Annotated in this window: 27 protein-coding genes; 14 read left to right on the top strand and 13 right to left on the bottom strand. The window is 65.4% G+C overall.

The genetic code is table 11. The features are described from left to right. Positions 1-303: 303 nt before the first annotated feature. From pqqA to GIW81_RS17685, 6 genes are all read left to right on the top strand, one after another. Positions 304-393 (top strand): pyrroloquinoline quinone precursor peptide PqqA, encoded by a 90-nt coding sequence (gene pqqA, locus GIW81_RS17710; protein ID WP_068459738.1) that lies wholly within the window; start codon positions 304-306, stop codon positions 391-393. 109 nt (positions 394-502) lie between these two features. Continuing rightward, positions 503-1,432: a pyrroloquinoline quinone biosynthesis protein PqqB gene (gene pqqB / locus GIW81_RS17705; protein WP_154740632.1), complete on the top strand. Its 930-nt coding sequence runs from the start codon at positions 503-505 to the stop codon at positions 1,430-1,432. Between the two features lie 53 nt (positions 1,433-1,485). Beyond that, the gene (gene pqqC / locus GIW81_RS17700) at positions 1,486-2,205 is read left to right on the top strand and encodes a pyrroloquinoline-quinone synthase PqqC (RefSeq protein WP_407658208.1); all 720 of its coding nucleotides are present in this window, start codon (positions 1,486-1,488) and stop codon (positions 2,203-2,205) included. Between the two features lie 2 nt (positions 2,206-2,207). Continuing rightward, entirely contained in the window at positions 2,208-2,510 is a 303-nt protein-coding gene (pqqD, locus tag GIW81_RS17695) for a pyrroloquinoline quinone biosynthesis peptide chaperone PqqD (RefSeq protein ID WP_154740630.1), read from the top strand. Next, complete coding sequence (gene pqqE / locus GIW81_RS17690; protein WP_154740629.1) at positions 2,507-3,763, top strand: pyrroloquinoline quinone biosynthesis protein PqqE; 1,257 nt, start codon at positions 2,507-2,509, stop codon at positions 3,761-3,763. Before pqqD ends, pqqE begins: the two co-directional genes overlap by 4 nt. 171 nt (positions 3,764-3,934) lie before the next feature. Further along, positions 3,935-4,318, top strand: coding sequence for a c-type cytochrome (locus tag GIW81_RS17685; protein ID WP_154740628.1), 384 nt, complete (start codon positions 3,935-3,937; stop codon positions 4,316-4,318). Positions 4,319-4,383: 65 nt separating this feature from the next. Here the strand turns inward: GIW81_RS17685 and folK are convergent, their stop codons facing one another. Together folK and GIW81_RS17675 are read right to left on the bottom strand one after the other, a co-directional pair. Further along, complete coding sequence (gene folK / locus GIW81_RS17680) at positions 4,384-4,893, bottom strand: 2-amino-4-hydroxy-6-hydroxymethyldihydropteridine diphosphokinase (protein WP_229309392.1); 510 nt, start codon at positions 4,891-4,893, stop codon at positions 4,384-4,386. Positions 4,894-4,985: 92 nt separating this feature from the next. Then, a complete protein-coding gene (locus GIW81_RS17675) occupies positions 4,986-5,363 on the bottom strand; it encodes a 4a-hydroxytetrahydrobiopterin dehydratase (protein WP_154740627.1) in 378 nt (125 codons plus the stop codon). Between the two features lie 50 nt (positions 5,364-5,413). Between GIW81_RS17675 and GIW81_RS17670 the strand changes: the two genes are divergently transcribed. The 7 genes from GIW81_RS17670 to fae all read left to right on the top strand — a co-directional run bounded on the left by GIW81_RS17670 (position 5,414) and on the right by fae (position 11,977). Next, positions 5,414-6,430 carry a beta-ribofuranosylaminobenzene 5'-phosphate synthase family protein gene (locus GIW81_RS17670; protein WP_154740626.1) on the top strand — a complete coding sequence of 339 codons (1,017 nt, stop codon included), beginning with the start codon at positions 5,414-5,416 and terminating at the stop codon, positions 6,428-6,430. A 28-nt stretch (positions 6,431-6,458) separates the two neighbouring features. After that, positions 6,459-7,358 carry an NAD(P)-dependent methylenetetrahydromethanopterin dehydrogenase gene (locus GIW81_RS17665; RefSeq protein WP_154740625.1) on the top strand — a complete coding sequence of 300 codons (900 nt, stop codon included), beginning with the start codon at positions 6,459-6,461 and terminating at the stop codon, positions 7,356-7,358. Then, the gene (locus GIW81_RS17660) at positions 7,355-8,548 is read left to right on the top strand and encodes an ATP-grasp domain-containing protein (protein WP_154740624.1); all 1,194 of its coding nucleotides are present in this window, start codon (positions 7,355-7,357) and stop codon (positions 8,546-8,548) included. Before GIW81_RS17665 ends, GIW81_RS17660 begins: the two co-directional genes overlap by 4 nt. Continuing rightward, on the top strand, positions 8,490-9,461 hold the full coding sequence (gene mch, locus GIW81_RS17655) for a methenyltetrahydromethanopterin cyclohydrolase (RefSeq protein ID WP_154740623.1): 972 nt from the start codon (positions 8,490-8,492) through the stop codon (positions 9,459-9,461). Before GIW81_RS17660 ends, mch begins: the two co-directional genes overlap by 59 nt. A gap of 16 nt (positions 9,462-9,477) precedes the next feature. Further along, a complete protein-coding gene (locus GIW81_RS17650; protein ID WP_229309391.1) occupies positions 9,478-10,413 on the top strand; it encodes an ATP-grasp domain-containing protein in 936 nt (311 codons plus the stop codon). After that, positions 10,401-11,264: a triphosphoribosyl-dephospho-CoA synthase gene (locus GIW81_RS17645; protein ID WP_154740621.1), complete on the top strand. Its 864-nt coding sequence runs from the start codon at positions 10,401-10,403 to the stop codon at positions 11,262-11,264. The genes GIW81_RS17650 and GIW81_RS17645 overlap by 13 nt, the downstream gene beginning before the upstream one ends. A 200-nt stretch (positions 11,265-11,464) precedes the next feature. Next, complete coding sequence (fae, locus tag GIW81_RS17640) at positions 11,465-11,977, top strand: formaldehyde-activating enzyme (RefSeq protein ID WP_154740620.1); 513 nt, start codon at positions 11,465-11,467, stop codon at positions 11,975-11,977. Positions 11,978-12,118: 141 nt separating this feature from the next. Here the strand turns inward: fae and GIW81_RS17635 are convergent, their stop codons facing one another. Further along, the gene (locus GIW81_RS17635) at positions 12,119-12,826 is read right to left on the bottom strand and encodes a HisA/HisF-related TIM barrel protein (RefSeq protein WP_154740851.1); all 708 of its coding nucleotides are present in this window, start codon (positions 12,824-12,826) and stop codon (positions 12,119-12,121) included. A gap of 76 nt (positions 12,827-12,902) precedes the next feature. Between GIW81_RS17635 and GIW81_RS17630 the strand changes: the two genes are divergently transcribed. Beyond that, complete coding sequence (locus GIW81_RS17630; protein ID WP_154740619.1) at positions 12,903-13,928, top strand: hydantoinase/oxoprolinase family protein; 1,026 nt, start codon at positions 12,903-12,905, stop codon at positions 13,926-13,928. On the opposite strand, the gene GIW81_RS17625 is transcribed toward GIW81_RS17630, so the two are convergent. From GIW81_RS17625 to GIW81_RS17580, 10 genes are all read right to left on the bottom strand, one after another. Then, complete coding sequence (locus GIW81_RS17625) at positions 13,925-14,404, bottom strand: GNAT family N-acetyltransferase (RefSeq protein ID WP_210251958.1); 480 nt, start codon at positions 14,402-14,404, stop codon at positions 13,925-13,927. The two genes, GIW81_RS17630 and GIW81_RS17625, sit on opposite strands and share 4 nt — an antisense overlap. Continuing rightward, the gene (locus GIW81_RS17620; protein ID WP_154740618.1) at positions 14,401-14,967 is read right to left on the bottom strand and encodes a DUF447 domain-containing protein; all 567 of its coding nucleotides are present in this window, start codon (positions 14,965-14,967) and stop codon (positions 14,401-14,403) included. The genes GIW81_RS17625 and GIW81_RS17620 overlap by 4 nt, the downstream gene beginning before the upstream one ends. Further along, positions 14,918-16,366, bottom strand: coding sequence for a DUF6513 domain-containing protein (locus GIW81_RS17615; protein WP_154740617.1), 1,449 nt, complete (start codon positions 16,364-16,366; stop codon positions 14,918-14,920). The genes GIW81_RS17620 and GIW81_RS17615 overlap by 50 nt, the downstream gene beginning before the upstream one ends. A 45-nt stretch (positions 16,367-16,411) precedes the next feature. Continuing rightward, positions 16,412-17,059, bottom strand: coding sequence for an amino acid kinase family protein (locus tag GIW81_RS17610; protein ID WP_195930646.1), 648 nt, complete (start codon positions 17,057-17,059; stop codon positions 16,412-16,414). Then, positions 17,056-17,448 carry a dihydroneopterin aldolase gene (locus GIW81_RS17605; protein WP_154740615.1) on the bottom strand — a complete coding sequence of 131 codons (393 nt, stop codon included), beginning with the start codon at positions 17,446-17,448 and terminating at the stop codon, positions 17,056-17,058. The genes GIW81_RS17610 and GIW81_RS17605 overlap by 4 nt, the downstream gene beginning before the upstream one ends. After that, a complete protein-coding gene (locus GIW81_RS17600) occupies positions 17,445-18,212 on the bottom strand; it encodes a (5-formylfuran-3-yl)methyl phosphate synthase (protein WP_195930644.1) in 768 nt (255 codons plus the stop codon). Before GIW81_RS17600 ends, GIW81_RS17605 begins: the two co-directional genes overlap by 4 nt. 18 nt (positions 18,213-18,230) lie before the next feature. Continuing rightward, the gene (locus GIW81_RS17595; RefSeq protein WP_154740614.1) at positions 18,231-18,959 is read right to left on the bottom strand and encodes an ABC transporter ATP-binding protein; all 729 of its coding nucleotides are present in this window, start codon (positions 18,957-18,959) and stop codon (positions 18,231-18,233) included. Next, positions 18,947-19,726, bottom strand: a complete 780-nt coding sequence (locus GIW81_RS17590; RefSeq protein WP_154740613.1) for an ABC transporter permease — start codon at positions 19,724-19,726, stop codon at positions 18,947-18,949. Before GIW81_RS17590 ends, GIW81_RS17595 begins: the two co-directional genes overlap by 13 nt. After that, complete coding sequence (locus GIW81_RS17585) at positions 19,710-20,630, bottom strand: ABC transporter substrate-binding protein (protein WP_229309389.1); 921 nt, start codon at positions 20,628-20,630, stop codon at positions 19,710-19,712. Before GIW81_RS17585 ends, GIW81_RS17590 begins: the two co-directional genes overlap by 17 nt. Positions 20,631-20,695: 65 nt before the next feature. Beyond that, entirely contained in the window at positions 20,696-21,217 is a 522-nt protein-coding gene (locus GIW81_RS17580) for a DUF3280 domain-containing protein (RefSeq protein WP_154740611.1), read from the bottom strand. Between the last annotated feature and the right edge of the window lie 258 nt (positions 21,218-21,475).

Genomic DNA, 21,475 nt, shown 5'->3' with positions numbered 1-21,475 from the left:
CGGCGCTAACCGTTAGAGGCACCAGATCGGCCACGCGCGTCGCGCTCTCGAAGGCCGATGATAAGTGCGTCTACGCACGCCGATTAGATGCCGATTTGATGACGGATAGCACACGCGTTTGTGAGACCCTTTGACTTCCGTTCGTGAGGGGCCTGTGGTTTATAGCCGCCATGGCGGTCCGGACTTGCGTGTTCTGGATCCGCGGACTGGAGCGACCCTAAGAAGAGGTCATCGCTCCAGTGGGTGGGCCCTCGGCGGGGCCATCCAATTTTGGACGGCATCTTGCCGAAACAGGAGGAAGTCATGAAGGTTTGGTCGAAGCCCGCAGTTCGTGAGCAGGAAGTTGGCCTCGAGGTTACCTCGTACATGCCGGCTGAGATCGACATCATCTAACGACTGTCGATCCACTCACTGAACTCTGTGAGTTTCCGACAACGGCGGTCGAACATTCGGCCGCCGTTGTTTTATCGGGCGTCGGCGCGCCCGTAGCCATACGGCGTCCATGCACATCAAAGTCCTGGGGTCCGCTGCGGGAGGCGGATTCCCCCAGTGGAACTGCAACTGCCGCAACTGCGCCGCCGCACGCGCCGGGACACCCGGCTTTCGAGCGCGCACCCAATCATCGCTGGCGGTCAGCCGCGATGGGATCGATTGGGCCCTGCTCAACGCCTCGCCTGATCTGCGTCAGCAGATCAACGACAACCGCGAGCTGCAGCCCCACCTCAAGGCTGGCCTGCGCCACAGCCCGGTCAAGGCGGCGGTGCTCACCAACGGCGACGTCGACCACATCATCGGTCTGATCAATCTGCGCGAGGCGCAGCCGTTCGCGATCTATGCCTCCAAGCGCATTCTCGACGTCCTCGCCGCCAACTCGGTGTTCCAGGTTCTTGCCGACCCGCTGGTCCCGCGCAACGAAATCACCCTCGACCAGCCCTTCAAGCTGGCCGGCGGCGGGGTCGACCTGGGGTTGACGGTCGAGGCGTTCGCCGTCCCCGGCAAGGTCGCCCTTTACTTGGAGGACAAGTCATCGGGGGACTACGGCGGCCGCGAGGGCGACACGATCGGCCTCAAAATCTCTGATCCCGCCGAAAAGAAGTCCTTCTTTTACATCCCCGGCTGCGCGGCCGTAGATGAGGAGCTCGCCGCCCGGCTGAAGGGCGCACCTGTGGTGTTCTTCGACGGCACCCTGTTTACCGACGACGAGATGATCGAGCAGGGCCTGCTTAACAAAACAGGAGCCCGAATGGGCCATATCAGCATGTCGGGGGACGCCGGATCGATCACCGCCTTCTCGAAACTTGGCGTCGGAAGGCTCATATACGTTCATATAAACAACTCGAACCCGGCGCTGGACGAGAACTCGCCCGCCCGCAAAGCCATAGATGGCGCGGGATGGGAAGTCGGGTACGATGGGATGGAGGTGCGCCTATGAGTGAAGCGGTCAGCCTGGAACGCAAGAGCATCGAGCGGAAGGCGCAGGAGTTCATGCCGGTCGCCGAATTCGAGGCGGCTATCCGCGCCGTCGGTGCCGAGCGCTATCACGACAAGCACCCGTTCCATCACATGCTGCACGGCGGCAAATTGAAGAAGCCGCAGGTGCAGGCCTGGGCACTCAACCGCTACTGCTACCAATCGGCAGTGCCGCGCAAGGACGCCGCGCTCATCAGCCGCCTCTATGACCGCGAGCTGCGCCGCGAGTGGGTGCACCGTCTTCTCGACCATGATGGATACGGCGAGGAGGTAGGCGGCATCGAGCGCTGGCTGGTGCTGACCGACGGCCTCGGCCTCGACCGCGACTACGTCGTCTCCATGAAGGGGGCGCTGCCAGCCACCAAGTTCGCCGTGGAATCCTACGTCACCTTCGTCCGCGAGCAGCCGATCACCGTCGCCATCGCCTCCTCGCTCACCGAGCTATTCGCTCCCAAGATCCACAAGGAGCGCATCTCCGGCATGCTGGAGAACTATCCCGACTTCATCGACGACAAGGTGATGGCCTACTTCAAGCGCCGCCTCACGCAGGCGCCGCGCGATGCCGACTTCGCGCTCGACTACGTCTTGAAGAACGCCAAGACGCGCGAGGAGCAGGAGGCCTGCGTCGACGCCGTGCGCTTCAAGTGCAACGTGCTGTGGGTGCAGCTCGATGCGCTACACAATGCCTATGTCGAAGGGCACGTTCCGCCCGGCGCATTCCGTGCGGAGGCCTGAGAATGGGTGAAACCGCACCACGCCAGCGCGCGATCATCACGGTCGCCAGCAAGCCGGTGATGCCACCCCATATCAAGATGCGCCACGACGCCGGTCGCGGCCGCTGGATCATCCTGGCACCCGAGCGGCTGTTCGACCCCGACGAAATTGCTGTCGAGGTTTTGAAACTTTGTGATGGCGTCCGCACTGTTGGCGACATCACCGCACAGCTATCTAAAGACTACAATGCGCCTGCGGAGGATATCGAGGCCGACATCATCGCGATGCTGCAGGACCTCGCGGACAAGGGAGTAGTGAAGGCATGAACGAATCTGCCCCTACCCAAGTCAAGCACGTCACGGAAGGTACGGTGACGATGGACGCCGGCGAGATGCGCTGCGACGCAGCCTCGTCCTCGTCGACGACGCCCGATCCTTCGTGCAACGTCCGTGCGCCGATCGGCCTCCTCGCCGAGCTGACGCATCGCTGCCCGCTGCAGTGCCCCTACTGCTCGAACCCGCTCGAGCTCGAGAAGGTCAACGTCGAGTTGACCACCGAGCAGTGGCAGAAGGTCATGCGCCAGGCGGCGCAGCTCGGCATTCTCCAGGTTCACCTATCGGGCGGCGAGCCGACCGCACGTCGCGACCTGGAAGAGATCGTCAAGACGGCGGCCGAGTCCGGCCTCTACACCAACCTCATCACCGCCGCCGTGCTCCTGAAGCGCGACCGCCTCGAGAAACTGAAAGAGGCCGGCCTCGACCACGTTCAAATCTCCATTCAGGATGTCGACACGGCGGCCGAGAACGCCGACCGCATCGCCGGCTACAAGGGCGGCAGCGCCAAGAAGAAGGAAGTCGCCGGCTGGGTGCGCGAGCTTGGGATGCCGCTCACCATCAACGCGCCGATCCACCGCCACAACGTTCACAACGTCGAGGCGATCATCAACTACGCCGTCGAGCTGGGCGCGGGACGTGTGGAGATCGCCCATGTGCAGTACTACGCCTGGGCGCTGAAGAACCGCGGCTCGCTGATGCCGACGCGCGAAGCGTTCATGGACGCGGCCCGCATCGTCGAGCGCGAGCGCGAGCGCTTGAAGGGCATCATCGTCATCGACTCGGTCGTGCCCGACTATTACGCCAAGTTCCCCAAGCCCTGCATGGGCGGCTGGGGCCGCGGCATCATCAACGTCACGCCGTCCGGCCGCGTGCTGCCCTGCCACGCAGCGGAATCGATCACGCACCTCGAGTTCGACAATGTGTGCGATCGGCCGCTGGCCGACATCTGGCTCAACGGCTCCGCCTTCCAGAAATATCGTGGCACGAGCTGGATGAAGGAGCCCTGCAGCACCTGTCCGAGACGCGAGATCGACTTCGGCGGCTGCCGATGCCAGGCATTCGCGCTCACCGGCGACGCGGCGAATACCGACCCGGCGTGCTCGCTGTCACCCCTCCACGACGAGTGGGCAAAGGTGGCAGATGTCGAGTCACATCAGTCATCGCCCGCGTTTGTGTATCGCCGTCCGGGCGGTGCAAACCCGAAACCGGCCGTCGAGAAAACGCCGGTCACAAGCGACGTTTAGCAGGGCGATTGTTGCACGAGCGAAAATCCTGACTCCTGCCCTCGGGGAACCGGGGGTGCGGCATCGTGTTCAGTCCAAGTTCAGAAAAGACTTGGCACATTCACGATCGCCATCCGATGATACGCGCGCCATCAACGACGCGTCATCGTCGTAAACAGGGAGAGAAACGGGATGCTCAAGTGGGTAGTCGCAGCGGGGTTAGTACTCGCGCTGCCGGCAGTTGCGTCGGCGCAGGACGCCGCGAACGGCAAGAAGCTCTTTACCAAGTGCGCGCCGTGCCACGCCGTTGGCCCCGGCGCGAAGAACAAGGTCGGTCCGGAGCTGAATGGCATTCTCGACCGCGCCGCCGCCTCGGTTGAAGGGTTCGCATACTCCGACGCCCTGAAGAAGTCGGGCCTCAAGTGGGACGACGCCAACTTGCACAAGTGGCTCGAGAACCCGAAGGCGCTGGTCCCCGGCACCAAGATGCTCTTCCCGGGCGTGAAAGACGAGGTCGAGCGCGATGACATCATCGCCTATATCGAATCGTTCAACGCCGACGGCACGAATAAGTAGGCTTCCGTTTAGCGAGTTGCAAAAAACGCCGCCGACATGATGTCGGCGGCGTTTTTGTTTTGGGATTAATCAACCGCGCGAACGCCCGTCGCATCGATCGCGGCATGCATGTCGCGCACGCGCCGGCCGGCGATCACGCGATCGGGTGCGATGTCCATCAGCGGCGCCAGCACGAAGGCGCGGGCGCCGATGTGAGGGTGCGGCAGCACCAACACCGGATCATCCATCGCCACGTTGCCATAAACCAGAAGATCGAGATCGATGATGCGCGGGCCCCATTTCTCGGTTGGCACGCGTCCCATGCGCCGCTCGATGTCCTTGCAGCGGGCGAGCAGATCCTTCGGCGCCAGCTTGGTCGTCACGGCGATGGCGGCGTTGATGAACCAGTCCTGGTCGGTCTTGCCCCACGGCTCGGTTGCGTAGTTGCGCGACCTGTCGACGAGCTTCACGTCGCCCGGCTCGGTAAGAAGCGCGATCGCCTTGTCGATGTTGGCTGCCTTGTCGCCCAGATTGGAGCCAAGCGCGATGATGCAGTTGGACATCTCATCGGCGGCAGAGGAACGGGTCTCGGGCATCGCGGCTCGCTGAAACGGCTTGCAAAGCAGCGCGCTCGTTATCGCGTCGCCGGCAAGGTGGCAAGCACGCCACCCGCCGCCATGCCCCCCGATCAGTCGTATTTGATATATGCGAACCGCTGGTCACCGTGGGGGGTGCCCTCGAGAGCTCCCTCCTCCTTGCCCGGCTGCCAATGAACGACGTCTTCGATCTTCTTGGCCAGCTCGAGATCCTTGTCCGTGATGCCCTTGGCGGTATGCGTCATAAGGCGCACCTCGACCCAGGCGTAGGATGCCGTGATATCGGGGTGATGCCAGGCCACCTCGGCCAGGTGGCCGACCGTATTGATGACCATAAGGGTACCCTTCCAGCCGCTCGTCTTGTATGTCCGCCGGATCCAGCCGTCCTCCAGGCGCCACTTTGGCAGGTTTTTTTGCAGCCACGCGTTGACTTCGGCATCAGGCATGGGCTTTTCGCGCTCAGCCGCCATATTGTCCTCTCCTCAAGTGGGGACGTTTCGCACCAGCAGGTTGGACCGTAATGCCACTGGCCGACGCAACGCAAACTGAGGCACCTGCCCAGCGCGCGCGCGCACACCCCGGCTCCGTTCGCGCCGTGGCACCGGCGCGCCTGCACCTTGGCTTCCTCGACCTCAACGGCGGGCTCGGGCGCATGTTCGGCAGCATCGGTCTCGCCGTCGATGTGCCCCGCACGGAGCTCGTCCTGAAGCGCAGCCGCACCTTCAAGGGTGAGGGGCCAGACCACGCCCGCGCCGTCGCCATGCTGCACCGCATCGTCGACGCCTACGCCCTCGACGGCGCCTACGAGGTGAATGTCACGTCCGCGATCCCGCCGCACGCCGGACTTGGCTCCGGTACGCAGCTGGCGCTTGCGGCCGGAGCGGCCCTGATGGCGCTTGAAGGCATCGACTACAACCCGTCACGCCTCGGCGAGATCGTCGACCGGGGAGCCCGCTCGGCGATCGGCATGGCGGCGTTCGAGCAGGGCGGCTTCATCGTTGACGGCGGTCGGGGTGCCCTCGATCGCGCGCCCCCAATTCTCATTCGGGTCGACTTCCCGACCGCCTGGCGGGCGCTGCTCGTGCTCGACGCCCATACGGCCGGCGTGCATGGCGAGGCGGAGACAAAGGCATTTGCGACGCTTCCGCCCATGCCAGAAGTTTTGGCAGCCAAGCTCTGCCGCCTCGTTCTCATGCAGCTCGTACCGGGCCTCGCCGAAGCGGACATGCAGGCCTTCGGCGATGCGTTGACCGAGATTCAGAGAATTGTCGGCGGTCATTTCGCAGCTGCACAAGGCGGCAGCCCGTGGGCTAGCTCGGCAGTTGGACGCGTCGTCGAGGGACTGCGTCGCAATGGTGCCTACGGCATCGGTCAAAGCTCATGGGGCCCGACCGGCTTCGCGTTCGCACCCTCTCAGGAAATTGCCGCCCGCCTCTATGATTCTTCGATTGGACTCGCTAGAGCCGAGGGCCTTGAGATCGTGATCGCCGAGGGGCGCAACAGGGGCGCAAGCGTCGAGAAGATCGCAAGCACATAAATTTTAAAAGAACTGAGGAAGACCAAACATGAGCGACGTCACTCCGATTCTGCACATGCTCTCGCCGCAGAAACATATGTCTCCGTTCGACGTGAACATGGCAGCGGATGCCGGCTGGAAAGTCATCGTCCCCTACATCAACGTGACGCTCGAGGAAGTGACCGCACTCACCCAGGACGCCATCTTCTCGCGTCCGCCCAACTACGGCACCAGGACGGGCCTGTTCATCGGCGGCAAGGATGCAATCCTGGCGCTCGACATGATGGAAGCGGCGCAGAAGGCGCTGGTGCCGCCGTTCGGTCTTTCCACCTTCGCCGATCCGGCTGGCTCGTTCACCACCGCCGCGGCCATGGTCGCCTGCGTCGAGCGCGTCCTGCGCACCAAATTCAATCGCGGCTGGAAGGGCACTCGCGTCGCCGTGTTCGGCGCCACCGGCGTCGTCGGCTTTGCCTCGTCGATCATCACCGCGCTCGAGGGCGCGCAGGTCACGCTCGTTGCCCACCGCGGTGTCGACCGCGTCATCAAGTCGGCTGAGGTGTCGAAGCAGCGCTTCGGCGTCGACCTGATCGCCAAGTCGGGCGAGACGGAGGAGTTGAAGAGAGCCATCATCGCCGATGCCGAGGTGATCTTTGCCGCTGCCGCCGCGGGCGTGCGTGTCATCAGCGCCGAAGACAAAGCGCTCGCCAAGAACCTGCTGGTCGTCGCCGACGTCAACGCCGTTCCGCCGCCGGGCGTCGAAGGCATGGAGTTGTTCATGGATGGCGCGCCGCTGCCTGGCTGCAACGCGCTTGGCGTCGGCCCGCTCGCCATCGGCGACATCAAGTACAAGACCGAGTCCGGCCTGTTTAAGCGCATGCTGACCTCCGACAAGCCGGTGCACTACGATTTCCGCGCGGCCTTCGAGTTGGCGCGGACGCTCACCGCTTGACGGGCGAGACCGTCCTGATCGCTGCGCTGTCCGGGCGGGGGCTCGCTGCCTCCGCCCGGCGCGCGGGCTACCTGCCTTTGGTCGCCGACGCATTCGCCGACGCTGACACGCGCGACCACGCCGCTCACTTTGTCTGCATTGCAGATGCCGTGCGCATCGGCCTGCGCGCCAAGCCGGTCTTTGGCGCGCTTGGAGCGCTTGAGGCGGGCGCCGGGCATCCACCCCTCGGGCTGATTCTCGGCTCCGGCTTCGAAGATCGCCCCAAGCTCATCGCCGCGCTTTCACGCCGCTTTGCGCTGATCGGCAATGACGCCGCGACCGTGGCGCGCTGCAAGGATCCTGCAGCGCTTGGCGCCCTACTCGACACGCTCCAGATCGCCCACCCCGAGACGCGCGTCGCTCCGCCCACCGACGCAGCCGGGTGGTTGTCGAAGCGCACGGGAGGCAGCGGTGGCACGCACATCGTCCCAGCGGCGAACGCCGAACGCAGCGCCAAGCGGTACGTTCAGCGCAAGCTCGATGGCGAGCCGGTCTCCGTCCTCGCCGTGGCCACGCGCCGCGGGGCGCAGATCGTCGGCATCAGCCGCCAGTGGACGATCGGCAGCGGCCCACGGCCCTATCGCTATGGCGGTGCTGTCGGTCCCGTATCGCTCACCCCGGCTATCGATACCGCGCTGCGCTCGGCGGCCGAACGGATCTGCGCGGCGCTTGCCCTCGTCGGCCTCGTCTCTTTCGATTTCATTCTTGCCGGTGAAACGTCTTTCCTGCTGGAGGTTAACCCGCGGCCGAGCGCCACCCTCGACGTCTTCGATGACGAAAACGGTTCACTGTTTCGCGCCCACATCGACGCTTGCGCCGACCGTGAGCCGCGCCTGCCCGTCACTGAAGGCGCTCGCGCCGCTGCAATCCTCTACGCCGAGCCTGCCCCCCTGCGCGTCGGCGAGGTCGCATGGCCTGAATGGGCGGCCGACCGCCCGGCCCCCGGCAGCCGCGTCCCACACCATCGGCCGATCGCCACCGTCTTCGCCCGGGAAGCCAGCCCCGAAGCGGCCTTGCGCAGCGTCCGCCAGCGCTTGGACGAATTGGGTGAGATGCTGTATGCACAGGCGCCAAACAGGGAGCCCACGAACAATGCAGAAGTACAACGGTCCAGCCCCGAGCGTCTCGGCACGCGCAGCCAAGCTCGTTGACGGGATCGTCACCGACGCCAACGCGTTGCGCTGTCATGTGACCACCGGGGGGGCCGGCGAGCGCTGCATCGATATGGGTGCCCAGGCGATCGGTGGCCTGGAGGCTGGCCGCCGCCTCGCCGAGGTATGCATGGGCGGTCTCGGCACGGTATCGCTGCACACGTCCTCGGGGCTGAAGCGCTGGCCGCTCGGCATCACAGTGCACGCCTCCAACCCGGTCATTGCCTGCCTCGCCAGCCAGTACGCCGGCTGGCAGATCAGCGAGCAGGAGAGTGGCTTCTTCGCGTTGGGCTCCGGGCCGGCCCGCGCCCTGTCGCGCGTCGAGGCGCTCTACAAGGACCTCGGCTACGTCGACCACTTCAACAAGGCGTCCCTGGTGATCGAGGGTGACAAGGCGCCGCCCGCCTCGGTGGCCCGCTCAATCGCCTCGGCCTGCGGTGTGCAGCCTGCCGACCTCACCATCCTGTTCGCCCCCACGGGCAGCCTCGCCGGCACAGTGCAGATCGCCGCCCGCGTGCTCGAAGTGGCGCTGCACAAGGCGCACGAACTGCACTTCCCGCTGGAGCATATCGAGGACGGTATCGGAACCGCGCCCATCGCCCCGCCGGTGCCGGACTTCGTCAAGGCCATGGGCCGCACCAATGACGCGATCATCTACGGCGGCCGCGTGCAGCTCTTCGTGCGGGGCGGCGACGAGGCGGCGCAAAAGCTCGCTCAGCAACTCCCCAGCTCGACGTGTTCCGCCTATGGCGAGCCTTTCGCCGACATCTTCGCGGCGGCCGGCGGCGACTTCTACAAAATCGATCCCATGCTGTTCAGCCCAGCCGAGGTGATCGTTTCCAACCTCGATACCGGCACCTCATTCCATGCGGGCGAGCTTGCTCCAGATGTCGTCGACAAAAGCTTCCGCTGACAGTAGCGGAACCGGTTTGCGCGTCGCACTCTTCCTCGAGGAAGAGAGCGGCAACTGGCACGTGCGCCGCCTCGCCGAGGCGATGCGCACGCGCGGTGTCGATGTCGTCGTCACGTCCCTGCCGCGCTGCGCCTTCGACACGCAATTGGCGAGCGGCATAGACATACCCGGTTTCGACGGAGCCTTACCGGACGCGGTGTTCGTGCGCTCGATCTCGGCTGGGACGCTGGAGCAGGTCACTTTCCGTCTCGGCATCCTGCATGCCCTGCGCGAGAGCGGCGTGCGCGTGTGGAACGACGCGCGCGCCATCGAGCGCTGCGTCGACAAGTCGGCGACGACGTTCCTCCTGCACAAGGCCGGCATCCCGACACCGCGCACGCGTACGATGGAGACGCAGCCGCCCGCTGTCGCCTATGTCGACGAGGCGCAGCGCCCGCTGATCTACAAACCGCTGTTCGGCTCGCAGGGGAAGGGCCTGTTGCGCGTCGATGATGCCGCCGGACTGCCGGCTGCCGAGGCGGCCGACAACATCTACTATCTGCAGGACTTCGTGCCGCCTTCAGGCGCGACGTTCGAGGACTGGCGGGTCATCGTCACCCGCCGCCGCGTCGTCGCCGCGATGGCGCGCCGCGCCGGCACCTGGATCACCAACGTGCATCAGGGAGGCGCGCCGAGCCCGCACGAGCCGAGCGAGGAAATGGCGCAGCTCGCCGGCAGCGCCCTCGCTGCCGTCGGGGCCGATTATGGCGGCATCGATCTGATCCGCACGCCCGACGGCCGCCTGCTGGTGCTGGAGGTCAACAGCAATCCATCCTGGCGCGGCCTGCAAAGCGTCTCGGAGGTCAACATCGGCGAAGCCATTGCCGAGGACTTCCTGCACGCCGTCGCCGAGCACCGCTGCCATCAGCCCGAACCGCGCCTCGCAGCGCAGACCCAGCCATGCCTCGCTTGAGCGAGGCGCAGATCGCCGAGCTGTTTCTCGCCGCCTGCCGCGCCGAGCTCGCCGCGCTGAAGCCCGGCAACGTGCACGTTCACGCCGGCGGGCACGGCATGGAAGTCGCCCAATTCGAGGCGAGCGCGGAGGCGGCAGCGCCGTGGGTCGCGGCGTCGGACGCGAAGGTCGGCATGCGCGTTCTGCGCGCGGTCGAAGCCTCGTTTGCAGCCGCCGGCTGCAACACCAACCTCGGCATCCTCCTGCTATGCGCTCCGCTGGCCGCAGCAGCGGCGCTACCGCGCGACGAGGGCCTGCGCGAGCGCCTGCGTGAAGTGCTCAATAGTTTGGACGACGAGGATGCAGCTGCGGTCTTTGCCGCCATCCGCTTGGCCAGCCCCGGTGGACTTGGCGCGGTGCCTGAGCAAGATGTCGCCGCTCCGCCGACCGTCTCGCTGCTCGAAGCGATGGGCATGGCGGTCCAGCGCGACCGAATTGCGTCCGCCTATTTGACCGACTACGTCGAAATATTCGAGTTCGGCCTCGGGGTCTTGGCGAACGCCCGCCGCCACGCGCACGACGATGCCCTCGCCGTCACAACCCTGCACATGGCATTTCTGGCCTATTTCCCGGACAGCCATATTTTGCGCAAGCATGGCGCCGACGTCGCAGAAGCCGTCCGCGAGGAGGCACGTGGGCTAACGCCCCTTTGGCACCCGGTTGCGCAACGCAACACGCTGACCAAACTGCTCGATTTCGATGCAGAATTGAAGCGCCACAACGTTAATCCCGGGACGACTGCCGACCTTGTTGTAGCCACCCTTTTTGCAGCCTCCCTCTGCGACGCATTGGGCCAGGCGAGCCTCCCTTAGGCCCTTGTCTCTATAGGGGGCGTTGCGTTATCTAGTGGCGGTGCTAAAGGCGCGCCGCTATCCAGCCAACCGGTTCGGGGACAACGTCACCGGACGCCGAAACAAAGGATAGCTTTTCGAAATTGGGCAGAACCGGTGCAGCTCGGCCTCGGCGGGGTGGCGTTGGTGCTCGTGGTGTTATAGCTTGGGAGAAACCCCGAATGGCCAAGATCAACAAGGTTCTCGTCGGCGAATCGCTCGTCGGTGACGGTAACGAAGTCGCGCACATCGACCTGCTTATGGGTCCGCGCGGCTCGGCTGCAGAGACGGCATTCTGCAACGCCCTGACGAACAACAAGGACGGCTTTACGACGCTTCTCGCCGTGATCGCGCCGAACCTTGCCTGCAAGCCGAACACGATCCTTTACAACAAGGTCACGATCAAGGACGCCCGCCAGGCCGTTCAGATGTTCGGACCTGCCCAGTACGCCGTCGCCAAGGCCGTGCAGGACTCGGTCGCCGAGGGCGTGATTCCCGCTTCGGAAGCTGACGACATCTTCATCTGCGTCGGCGTGTTCATTCACTGGGAAGCCTCCGACGACGCGAAGATCCAGGACTACAACTATCGCGCCGTGAAGGAGTCGATCGCCCGCGCCGTCGCCGGCAAGCCGACCGCTGCCGAGGCTACTGCTCAGCGCAACTCGGCTCAGCATCCCTTCAGTGCGAAGGCTTGAAGCGGAAACCGTCCACAGCAGGATGATGCCCCGCCTATGAAGAGGGGTCTGCTGCAGCGATTGGGTAGATTGCTTTCTGGCCGTTGGAATGGGTAAGAGCCCCCGGCGCGCGGTTCTGCTCTAACCCTTCGTGCTACGACATCAAAGGCCGGCGATCTCATTGAGGTCGCCGGCCTTTAACGTACCGGCATGCAGCGCGGTGGCGACGAGCACGCCGGCGGCGCCGGCAGCATGCAGGGCGACGACATCCGCGCGGTCGCGGACGCCGCCGGCAGCGTAGATCCGCCGGTTACCGGCGCGGCTGACGATGGCGGCGATCTCGGCGATTGCCGGACCCCGACTGGCGCCGACGCGGGAAAGTGTCATGACGATCACGTTGTCGGGCCAGTGCTGCGGCTCATCGAGCACGGCAACGGGTCCAGCGAACTCTCCGTCCTTGAAGTCGAGCGACAGCACATAAGCGTCGGGCGGAAGCGTCCGCATGTCGGCGACATCGTCGCCGCCGCGCAGGCTTTCCGTGCCGACGACGGGTATCATGTCGGATTGCTCGGCAATCCGTTCCGCCGCCTCGTAGGTTCGCAGGCCGTCGTCGATCCAGATGCGGACGCCCGGAAGCGCAGCCGTCAGCTCGGCCGCGAGGCTCGCGTTGCGCCCGCGCCCCTCGATGCCGTCGAGGTCGGCGACGTACAGCACCGGAAAGGTAAAGAGCGCCGCATAGCCGCGCGCGACGGCGACGGGATCGCTGCCCGCCGCCAGCGGCGTTGCGAGCGGCCTATAGTCGGCGCGCTGGCCGCGCACGGCAGCGACCGCCACGCCGTGCCGCACATCGATGACCGGGATCACATCCATCGTCACACTAGCTTGCCTCCGTGCGTGCAGCGTGTAACACGGCCCGGCGCGGAAGGCTCCGCACCAAGGAGGCGTCATGCCCATCACAGCCGGCTACGATGTGGGCGGCGCGCATCTGAAGGTAGCGCTGACCGACGACGGCCGCACCATCGCCGTGCGCCAGATCCCCTGCCCGCTGTGGCGCGGCATGGAGCAGCTCGACGCCGCTCTTGTCGAGGCCATCGCACTCATCGCGCGCGCCGAGCAGCACGCCGTAACCATGACCGGCGAGCTGTGCGAGCTGTTCCCCGACCGGCAAACCGGCGTGCGCGAGATCGTCTCGCACCTCGCCACCGAGCTCGATGCGGACCTTCGCGTCTACATGGGCCTGCGCGGGTTCGCCGGTACCGCGACGGCGATGGCCGAGCCGGCAAGCGTCGGATCGATGAACTTCCTGGCCAGCGCCGCTCTCGTCGCCCGCAGCCTCCCTGGCGCCCTGCTCATCGACATGGGCTCGACGACCACGGACATCATTCCGATCGTGGACAGCATGCCCTGCCCGCGCGGCATCACCGACGGCGAGCGCCTGATGACGAGCGAACTCATCTATACCGGCCTCACACGCACCGACCCATGCGTTGTTGCGCACTCCGGGCGGCTGCGGGGTCGCGAACAGCGGCTCGCCGCGGGTGGCTTTGCCAGCATGGCCGACGTGCGGCGCATCCTCGGCGAGCTGCCGGATGGCATTGACCAGCACGCTACCGCAGACGGGCGCGGCAAATCGATCGAGGAAAGCATCGCCCGCTTCGCCCGCGTGTTTGGCCGCGACGCTGAAAACGCATCGCCGGCGGAATGGCGCGACGCAGCTCGGGAGATCGCCGACAAACAGATGGAAGAGATCCGCCTCGCCGCCACCAGCGTAATGGCTGAGTTCAAACAGCTGAGCGCCGCGCCCGTCGTGGTCGCCGGCATCGGCGCATCGCAGATCGCGGCGCTCATGGCGCAACAGGGCAAGGCGATCGTCCACTTCAGCACGCTCGCCAACGCGGCGGCTGACTGCGCTGACTGGGCGACATACTGCGCTCCCGCCGTCGCCGTCGCGCTCCTGGCGGGGGAGAACTAGAGTTCGGCAAAGCGTCGGGAATAGAGGACGGGTGCCGCCGGCGCCGGCGTCTCCGTCAGCGCGATGGCCATGAAATGCTCGCCGGCATATAGGCTGTCGAAGCTCCGCGCCGCGTCAGCGCTAAAACCGAAGCGCGCGTAGTATTCCGGGTCGCCAACAACGAACACCATGCCGCCTTCGGCGGCGCGTGCCCGGCGCAAGGTCTCCTCGATCAAAGCGCTACCCACCCCCTGGCGTTGCTGGGCAGGTGCCACGGCGACCGGAGCCAAGGCCAGCGAGCGCGGCGGAGACTTGAGCACCGACAGCGCCGCGTAGCCGGCGACCTCGCCTTCGATATCGGCGACGAGCGCGATGGCAATATCCCCATCGGCGCGCAAGGAATCGACCAACTTCGCTTCACCGTCGCCGCCGAACGCCTCGGTCAGTAGACGCCGGATTGCAACGTAATCGCCGGCCTGCTCGTTGCGTATGTTCACGACTGCGCGGCCCGGAAGGCGTTGATCTTCTCCATCAGCCAGCCCCAAGCCTCTTCCTCGCGCGGGCCTGCGGTCTTGGAGATGGCGATCTCGAGGTACTTTAGTTCGGCATCAATCTTCTCCGGCGGCAGCATCTTCAAGCGCGTCACGAGAACGGCGCACTCGAGCACGGCCGCCTGCGCGCGGTTGAAGCCTTCCCACGGCCGGTTGCTCGCCTCGTGCACGAGCGCGCACGAATATCGCGGCCGCTGCGGGTCGTCCGTCACCTTCTGCACCGCCAGCTCCCAATGCGAGACGGCATCGGCGAGCACGACGCCGGGGACGCGGGACGCCTGCCGCGTCGGCCAGTCCTTGCGGCCGGTGACGCAGCCGGCGAACACGCGCACGTCGTCGGTGTGGCTCGCCACCGCGTAGGGCACCTCGTGCAGGTTATCGAGCGTGCGCGAGGGACGGAACGGCGCGATGATCCAGTTATCGCCGTCCTCGATCAATCCGAGCGGCGCGATGTGCGCCTCACCCTTCGCGTTGGTCGTCGTCACGATCGTTTCGACGATACGCGGCATCCTGCTTCTCCTTGCGGGCAGCTTTGAGCGTGGCGCCTTCCGGGGCGTGTTGCGTGAGATCTTCGGACTTGCGGTCGGCGGCGACACCCCAATCGAGCGGGCTGTCTTGCGCATAGCGTTTGGCCAACGCCCGCGCAATCTCCGCCTTGGCGAGCTCGTAGCCGAGATAGAACGCGTGCGCGCCGTCCTTCTCCACGCCGAGCTTGTCGAACAGTTTGAATGGATCGGAGGCGACGTGATGGCCGTCGCGATTGTAGATGTGGATGCCGTCCGCCGCCGCCTCGATGCGGTAGTTCGCGTCTTTGATCGCTTTTGCATCCGCCGCGATCTGCTCGGGCGTATCGGGGTATGGGCGCAGGTCGTGCAGCGACAAGAGGCCCGCATCGTAGCCCTTGGGCAGGTTGCCGTCCTCGCGTGCGCGGTACATGAGGCGGCGCGCCGCGTCGTGCTCTTCGACCGTGCGGCGCGTGTGTGGTGAAACTTGCACGATGAGCACGTTGCGTATGGCAAGCTCGGCACAAATGCCGATCAAAATCGCGGTGACGCCCTGGCTATCGGCGTCGGTCAGCTCGGTCAGGTTGCCGGTACCCATCAGGATTTCGACATCCGGACGCAGGCGGCGAAGCTGAGCGTAGCGCTCGAGCGAGGTCGTGAATCCGAAGTTGAGCGGGTCGAGCACCGGATCGGCGATGTGCGGTATGCCCTTCGCCTTGCACAGGTCGATGGCGCGCAGCAGCGAGTCGAGATCGCCGTGCGGCTTGGGCAGCAGGATCGGCACGCAACTCGTGCCGTCGATGGCATCGAGGTTCGACTCGTCGAGAGAGAGAACGAAGTCGGCCCCGGCTCGGGCGCCGCGGCGCAGTTCGTCAACGTCACCGGAATCGACACTGACCTTGAGTCCGGCGCGCTTCATCGCCGCGACGGTCTCTTCGAGGTGCGGGAATGACACATCGGGCTGGCAGCCGATGTCGACGACGTCGGCGCCTTTGGCGATGAGCTCGCGCCCCTTTTCCAGGAGCTTCTCGGCCGACAACCCCGGCGCGTCGACGATCTCGGCGAAGATGCGGATATCCTGCTTGGACAGATCCGGCGGCTGTCCGTCCTTGCCGAAGTACTGCGGCAAGTCGATGATTTCGTCGGGGCCGCGCTCGAAAGGCACGCCATAGTGCTCCGCGAGGTGCGACAGGTTCATGCGCGCCCGCCCCGGTACGATGACCCGATCGGCCTCGAGCGGCTCCTTCAGGCGGTTGCGCACGATGTTCTCGGTCATGAGCGCCGCCACCTTGATGCCCAGATTGGCGATGCGCCATGAGCCGTTCGGCAGACCCATGGCGGCAACCGTCTCGGCAAGCCGCGGCTCGGCGAGGCGCCCGGTCAGGAAAAGCAGCTTCTTCGTCATGTGAGCCGTGCCTCGACCGCGTCGTTCAGCCGACGCCGCATGCGCTCATTTCCGCCGCGCGATAGCACGCTTGGCAGGGCTGCGTCGACCCGATCGATGCAGGACGCCGAGCAGCCGCGCCAGTTCCCGCTCGTCACCCGAACCCATAACACGCCACGGCAGGTGCGCCCGCGCTACGATCTCGGCGAACGTAGGGTCGACAACGCCGCTCCGGACGAGACGGGCGGCCGATGCCGAGCGATCGACTCGGCAGGATTTGACCAGTACCACGGTCGCCCCACCCAGCCGCTCGGCCAACCGCGCGGCCAGGCCGTCGGACGTGGTCCGCCAGTCGGCGCTGACGTGCGCGTCGGATGCCGTCAGCTTCAGCGGCATCCACACGGGGACGCGGCTCTCGGAGAGGACGCGGCGCATCTCAGCCAGCGTCTCCACCGGCACCAACCGCGCATGCATGCCGGCCAGCATCATGCCGGTCTGGTGCATGGCGAGCAATGCCATGCGGTGCGCTACCGTCTGGGACAGCCCATGTTTCTTGTATGCGGCGCGTACCGCGTCTGCGAAGGCGCCCCCACCGGGCACGATCACGCATGACTGCCGCGACGCTCCGACGATCTTGAGGATGGATGCTAGCCGCTTGCTTTCGGCCAGGCTGCCGCCGAGCTTGACGACGAGCGGACTGGACGCCGCGCTCACGTCTGGCGCGGCCGCACGATCTCGACGCCGACCGCATCCGGACCGCGCTCGAGCTTCTCCACCCGGACCAGCACCGAGACGATGCGCTTGTCGGCGAGACAGCGCTCGGCGATACGGGCGGCTAGCGTCTCGACGAGATTGATGTGGCCTGCGGCGATAATCGCTTTCACGGCGCCGACGAGGTCATCGTAGGACGGCACTTCGTCGATGTTATCGCCCCTCGGCGACACGCCGGCGGAGACCGAAGCCTCGATATGAAAGCCCACCTTTTGGGTGATGCCCTGCTCCTCGTCGTACACACCAATGGCGACGGGTAGCACCAACCCGCGCACGAAAATGCGGTCGAGAACGACGCCGTCGCGCCTGGTTATGCTGTGTTTTTCGCTCATGCCGCGTCTTCCGTCTGCCGCGGCGCCATAGCATCCGGTGCCGGTACGCGGCAAGCGGCGGAAAGTGCTGCATCGCAAACAGGGATAATGCGCCGCACGGCGCGGACGGCCTCGGCATCTATGCCGCCGGTGCGGTCGCCGAGCCGGCACAGTCCGCCGCGGAAGCCGAGGATATCCGGCGCAAGCTGCAGCAGCGACGGCACATGCTCGGCGCGCAGCGAGCCGGCGAGACCGGCAAACAGGCCTGCCCGGCGCACGGTGGCGACGAAGCGGCCCATGACTTCGGCGGGAACGATATCGGGGAGCGATCCGCGACGCTTGTCGGCGGTGTCGAGCATCAAACCGGCGAAGCCGGCAGCGTGGGCGCCGCCGATAAGGTCGAAGTCGATACCCTCATCGGCAAGCAGCACGCCCACGAGGCGTACAGAGCCGAGGTCGAGACGCGCAAGGCGATCGATGGTGCGCTCGGCGGCGGCGCCGAAGCCGACTTTGACGATATCGGCGCCGGTCTCGGCCATGCGCAGGACGGCGATCGCCGTCGCCTCGGTGTCAGGGCTCGGGTCGCCGATGGTGGCACTGACCGGGACGCTGGCCGGCACGCGAGCGCGTATCGCCGACACGGTTGTGTGCGGCAGCGCACCCAGCGCACCCGCCGCCGGGTCTTTTGCGTCGACAATGTCGGCCCCCAGCGCCGCGACGAGCTCTGCCTCGCGCTCGTCCGTCACGCTGGCCAGCATCCTCGCCGTCTGGCGCACGTTTTTCATCAATCTCGATTGGGTCGTTTACGCTTCGCCGAAGATGCGCCGCTGCTCCGCCCGCACCTTCTCGCGGTCGGACCGGTCGGCCACCGAAAGCCGCACGGGAACATCCTGGGAGATAGTTGCAGGAGCGGCAGACAGGCGCAAGATGCGGGTCGCCAGCATGACGGCCTCGGGCCGGTCATGGGTAACGAAAAGCACCGTCGTCGGCTTGCGGTGCCAGAGCTCGACCAACAGCTCGCGCAGGGCGTGTGCCGTGGGGTCGTCCAGCGACACGAACGGTTCGTCCATGAGCAGGAGGTCGGGCTCGATCACGAACGCGCGGGCGAGCGCCACGCGGCGCTGCATGCCGAGCGAGATCATTTCCGGGTAGGCGGTGGCGGCGTCGGTGAGCCCCACACGCTTCAGCATCTCGGGGATGTTGGCGAGGCGTGGGTCGCCCTTCGGCAGCGCGAGGGCGATATTTTCGTACACCGTGCGCCAGGGAAGCAGGCGCGGCGACTGGAACACGAACGCGAGGCGCGGCTTGTCCCCGTCGAAATCGATCGTCCCGTCGAAATCCTTGTCGAGGCCGGCGATGATGTTGAGCAGCGTCGACTTGCCACCGCCCGACGGTCCCGTGATGACCACGAATGAGCCCGGCTCGACCTGAAACTCGACGTTCCTCAGCACGGGGTTCTCCGGCCGCTCGCCGACCGCGGGGAACACCTTGCTTCCGACCCGCACCTGCAGCGGGCGCTTCACCGCCGCCATTTGTTGGCCCTCGCGATGAGCGGCTGCAGGATCGCCATCTCGATGATTTGCACGACCACGATGAAGGCCAGCGCGTACGACAGGATCATGGGCACGTCGAACAGCTGGAAGGCGATGTTGAGCTGATGGCCCACACCGTCCGAACGTCCGAACGCCTCGACCACGAGCACGATCTTCCAGACGAGCGCCAACCCGGACCGGGACGCCGCCGCGAAAAACGGCGCCAGCTGCGGAATCGTCACGTGGCGCAGCGTCTTCCACCGGCCGAAGCGATAGATGTGCGCCATCTCGCTCAAGTCCTTCGAGAGGCTGCGCGCGCCTTCGCGCATGGTGACGGCAACGTTGGGGATCTTATTGATGGCGACGGCGGTGATGGCGGCGACCTCGGTCAAACCGAACCAGATGTAGCAGAGGACGATGATGACGAGCGCTGGCAGGTTGAGGAAGAAGATCAGCCAGGCATCGAAGAAGCGGTCGGCGATAGGATGACGGCCGAGCGCCACGCCGATGGCCGAGCCGATGAACATAGCGATGACGAAGCTGAACGCGACGCGCGTCAACGTGGCGGCGATGTTGCCCCAAAGCTCGCCCGCCTCGGCCTCGCGCACCATGACCTCGACGACCGCCAAGGGTCCCGGCAGGTAGCGACTTTGGGCAATCAGCGCGGAGACCTCCCAGAGCGCGATCAGCGCCAAGAGCGAGATCAACGACCAGCCGAGGCGCCCGACCCTGAAGCCGCGCGCGGGGGCGTTAGCTGCCTGCCGCATGGAACAACTTGGGATCGAACTGGGTGTCACTGCCGAGAAGCTGCGCGCCCCCGACGTCCACCAGGAGATGCGTCAACTTTTCGGCCGAGCGGGTCTCTGCCCCGGTCCAGGGTTGCGGGATGCCGGCGCGATAGTAGGCCTTGATAGCGGCAAACTCAGCGTCGGTTTCGGGGCGCACAAGATTGCGGATGCGATCCCAGGCGGCGTCCGACTTCGCCAGCACTGCGTTGCCCTGCTCTACGGCGGACAGGAACGCGGTGAGCTCCGCGCCCTTCTTTGCCTCGGTGCCCTCGCGCCAGATGAAGCCGACCATCGAAGGTACTGGATCGATGCCCAGCGCCTTCAGAACGTCGTCCATCTCGAGGAGGGCACGATAGTTGTCGCCCTGCAGGCGCGCGGCGTAGGTCCAGAAGTTGAGCACGGCATCGAGGCGCCCGGAGCGCGTTTCCTCGGTCAGCAGCGGCGCTGCGCCATAGGAGGGCAGCGCGAACTGGGCCATGTCGGTGCCGAGTTCCTTCTTCGAATAAGCGCGAAGCAGGAGCCAGCTTTTGTCGATAGCACCACCAGCGACGCCGAGCCTTTTACCCTTCAGATCGCCCAGTTTCCGAATGGGCGAGTCCGGCGCCACCATCACCGCACCCAGCGCTGACGAGTAAGGCGCGAACTTGACGGGTTCGCCCATCGCACGCTGGCGCAGCGCCCACGGCCAGTCGCTGACGATGACGTCGGCTTCGCCGGAAAGCAGGGCAACGGGACCGGCCTGATTGGTCGCCACCTCGACGATGATGATCTGCAGCCCGAGCTTATCGGCAATCCCCTCGGCGCGGATGGTCTCCAAGAGCCAGCTCAACGACCCGAATTTGAGCGAGGTGACCCGCAGCGAGCCGGCCGCGCTTGCGCGCATTACCGGCAATCCAAACCCCACCAGTGCAGCCGCTCCACCGGCAACGAGAAGGCGGCGACGATCGATCATTTCGCACCTTTGTCCGCATACAACCGGCGGTCGACAATGTAGTTCACGGCTCGGAGCCACATTTTGTCGGTGTTGCCGTAGATCTCGCTCGAACCCTGGTTGATCACCTTCTGGTTGGCGACATCGCGCACGTAGATGCTGACGGTGAACAGAACGTCGGAGGCCTTGCGCACGGTACCGATGAAGGCGACGTCGGCACCGACCTTCTTGGCTAGGTCATCCTCGCAGCCATTGCACTTGTGAATCGGAGATTTGTCGTCGATCTCCTTCGCGATCGGCGCGCTGTCGACGACCTCGTAGCGACCGCTGTCCTTGATGAGCTTGGTGAGCTCGGCAGTGATGACCTCGAGGCGTCGCTTATCCTCTGGATCAAGCCCCGTCGGCATCAATCCGATCTCGAACTGCTGCTGCTGATCGATCAGATCAAAGGGAAAAATGATCGCCTTTTGCGCAGCCGATGCGGCTGCGGGATACAGCGCAAAAGCTAACGCTAGAGTGACAATACGTTTAGCAATCAAGGCGTTTCCCCTGTGCCGCGCCGCGTTTCCGGCTGCTTAGAGTGTTATAGTGTTAGGGGTTAGGTGTGCCGAACAGGGGGGTAATTGCAAGGGGGTTATTGCCACGCGGCAGCACAGGGAAGGTCACAAGTACGCGAGTAAAAACGGGAGACCTTGACAACGAGGGTACCCCATACCCTTTTACTGCTACATAGTAACAGGTCGCCGGATAAGACAAACAAGATTGCGGCCCGCCAACTGCGGGCCCGGAGGCCAAGG

Origin of the sequence: Hyphomicrobium album, assembly GCF_009708035.1 — a bacterium.
Lineage (GTDB): Bacteria > Pseudomonadota > Alphaproteobacteria > Rhizobiales > Hyphomicrobiaceae > Hyphomicrobium_A > Hyphomicrobium_A album.
The sequence above is the reverse complement of the archived record's forward strand: the minus strand, read 5'-3'. Positions and strand labels throughout refer to the sequence as shown.

Coding starts and splice junctions, on each gene's coding strand:
- pqqA (WP_068459738.1), top strand. CDS start 304: ATGAAGGTTTGGTCGAAGCCCGCAGTTCGTGAGCAGGAAGTTGGCCTC.
- pqqB (WP_154740632.1), top strand. CDS start 503: ATGCACATCAAAGTCCTGGGGTCCGCTGCGGGAGGCGGATTCCCCCAG.
- pqqC (WP_407658208.1), top strand. CDS start 1,486: ATGCCGGTCGCCGAATTCGAGGCGGCTATCCGCGCCGTCGGTGCCGAG.
- pqqD (WP_154740630.1), top strand. CDS start 2,208: ATGGGTGAAACCGCACCACGCCAGCGCGCGATCATCACGGTCGCCAGC.
- pqqE (WP_154740629.1), top strand. CDS start 2,507: ATGAACGAATCTGCCCCTACCCAAGTCAAGCACGTCACGGAAGGTACG.
- GIW81_RS17685 (WP_154740628.1), top strand. CDS start 3,935: ATGCTCAAGTGGGTAGTCGCAGCGGGGTTAGTACTCGCGCTGCCGGCA.
- folK (WP_229309392.1), bottom strand. CDS start 4,893: ATGCCCGAGACCCGTTCCTCTGCCGCCGATGAGATGTCCAACTGCATC.
- GIW81_RS17675 (WP_154740627.1), bottom strand. CDS start 5,363: ATGGCGGCTGAGCGCGAAAAGCCCATGCCTGATGCCGAAGTCAACGCG.
- GIW81_RS17670 (WP_154740626.1), top strand. CDS start 5,414: ATGCCACTGGCCGACGCAACGCAAACTGAGGCACCTGCCCAGCGCGCG.
- GIW81_RS17665 (WP_154740625.1), top strand. CDS start 6,459: ATGAGCGACGTCACTCCGATTCTGCACATGCTCTCGCCGCAGAAACAT.
- mch (WP_154740623.1), top strand. CDS start 8,490: ATGCAGAAGTACAACGGTCCAGCCCCGAGCGTCTCGGCACGCGCAGCC.
- GIW81_RS17645 (WP_154740621.1), top strand. CDS start 10,401: ATGCCTCGCTTGAGCGAGGCGCAGATCGCCGAGCTGTTTCTCGCCGCC.
- fae (WP_154740620.1), top strand. CDS start 11,465: ATGGCCAAGATCAACAAGGTTCTCGTCGGCGAATCGCTCGTCGGTGAC.
- GIW81_RS17635 (WP_154740851.1), bottom strand. CDS start 12,826: ATGGATGTGATCCCGGTCATCGATGTGCGGCACGGCGTGGCGGTCGCT.
- GIW81_RS17630 (WP_154740619.1), top strand. CDS start 12,903: ATGCCCATCACAGCCGGCTACGATGTGGGCGGCGCGCATCTGAAGGTA.
- GIW81_RS17620 (WP_154740618.1), bottom strand. CDS start 14,967: ATGCCGCGTATCGTCGAAACGATCGTGACGACGACCAACGCGAAGGGT.
- GIW81_RS17615 (WP_154740617.1), bottom strand. CDS start 16,366: ATGACGAAGAAGCTGCTTTTCCTGACCGGGCGCCTCGCCGAGCCGCGG.
- GIW81_RS17605 (WP_154740615.1), bottom strand. CDS start 17,448: ATGAGCGAAAAACACAGCATAACCAGGCGCGACGGCGTCGTTCTCGAC.
- GIW81_RS17600 (WP_195930644.1), bottom strand. CDS start 18,212: ATGAAAAACGTGCGCCAGACGGCGAGGATGCTGGCCAGCGTGACGGAC.
- GIW81_RS17595 (WP_154740614.1), bottom strand. CDS start 18,959: ATGGCGGCGGTGAAGCGCCCGCTGCAGGTGCGGGTCGGAAGCAAGGTG.
- GIW81_RS17590 (WP_154740613.1), bottom strand. CDS start 19,726: ATGCGGCAGGCAGCTAACGCCCCCGCGCGCGGCTTCAGGGTCGGGCGC.
- GIW81_RS17585 (WP_229309389.1), bottom strand. CDS start 20,630: ATGCGCGCAAGCGCGGCCGGCTCGCTGCGGGTCACCTCGCTCAAATTC.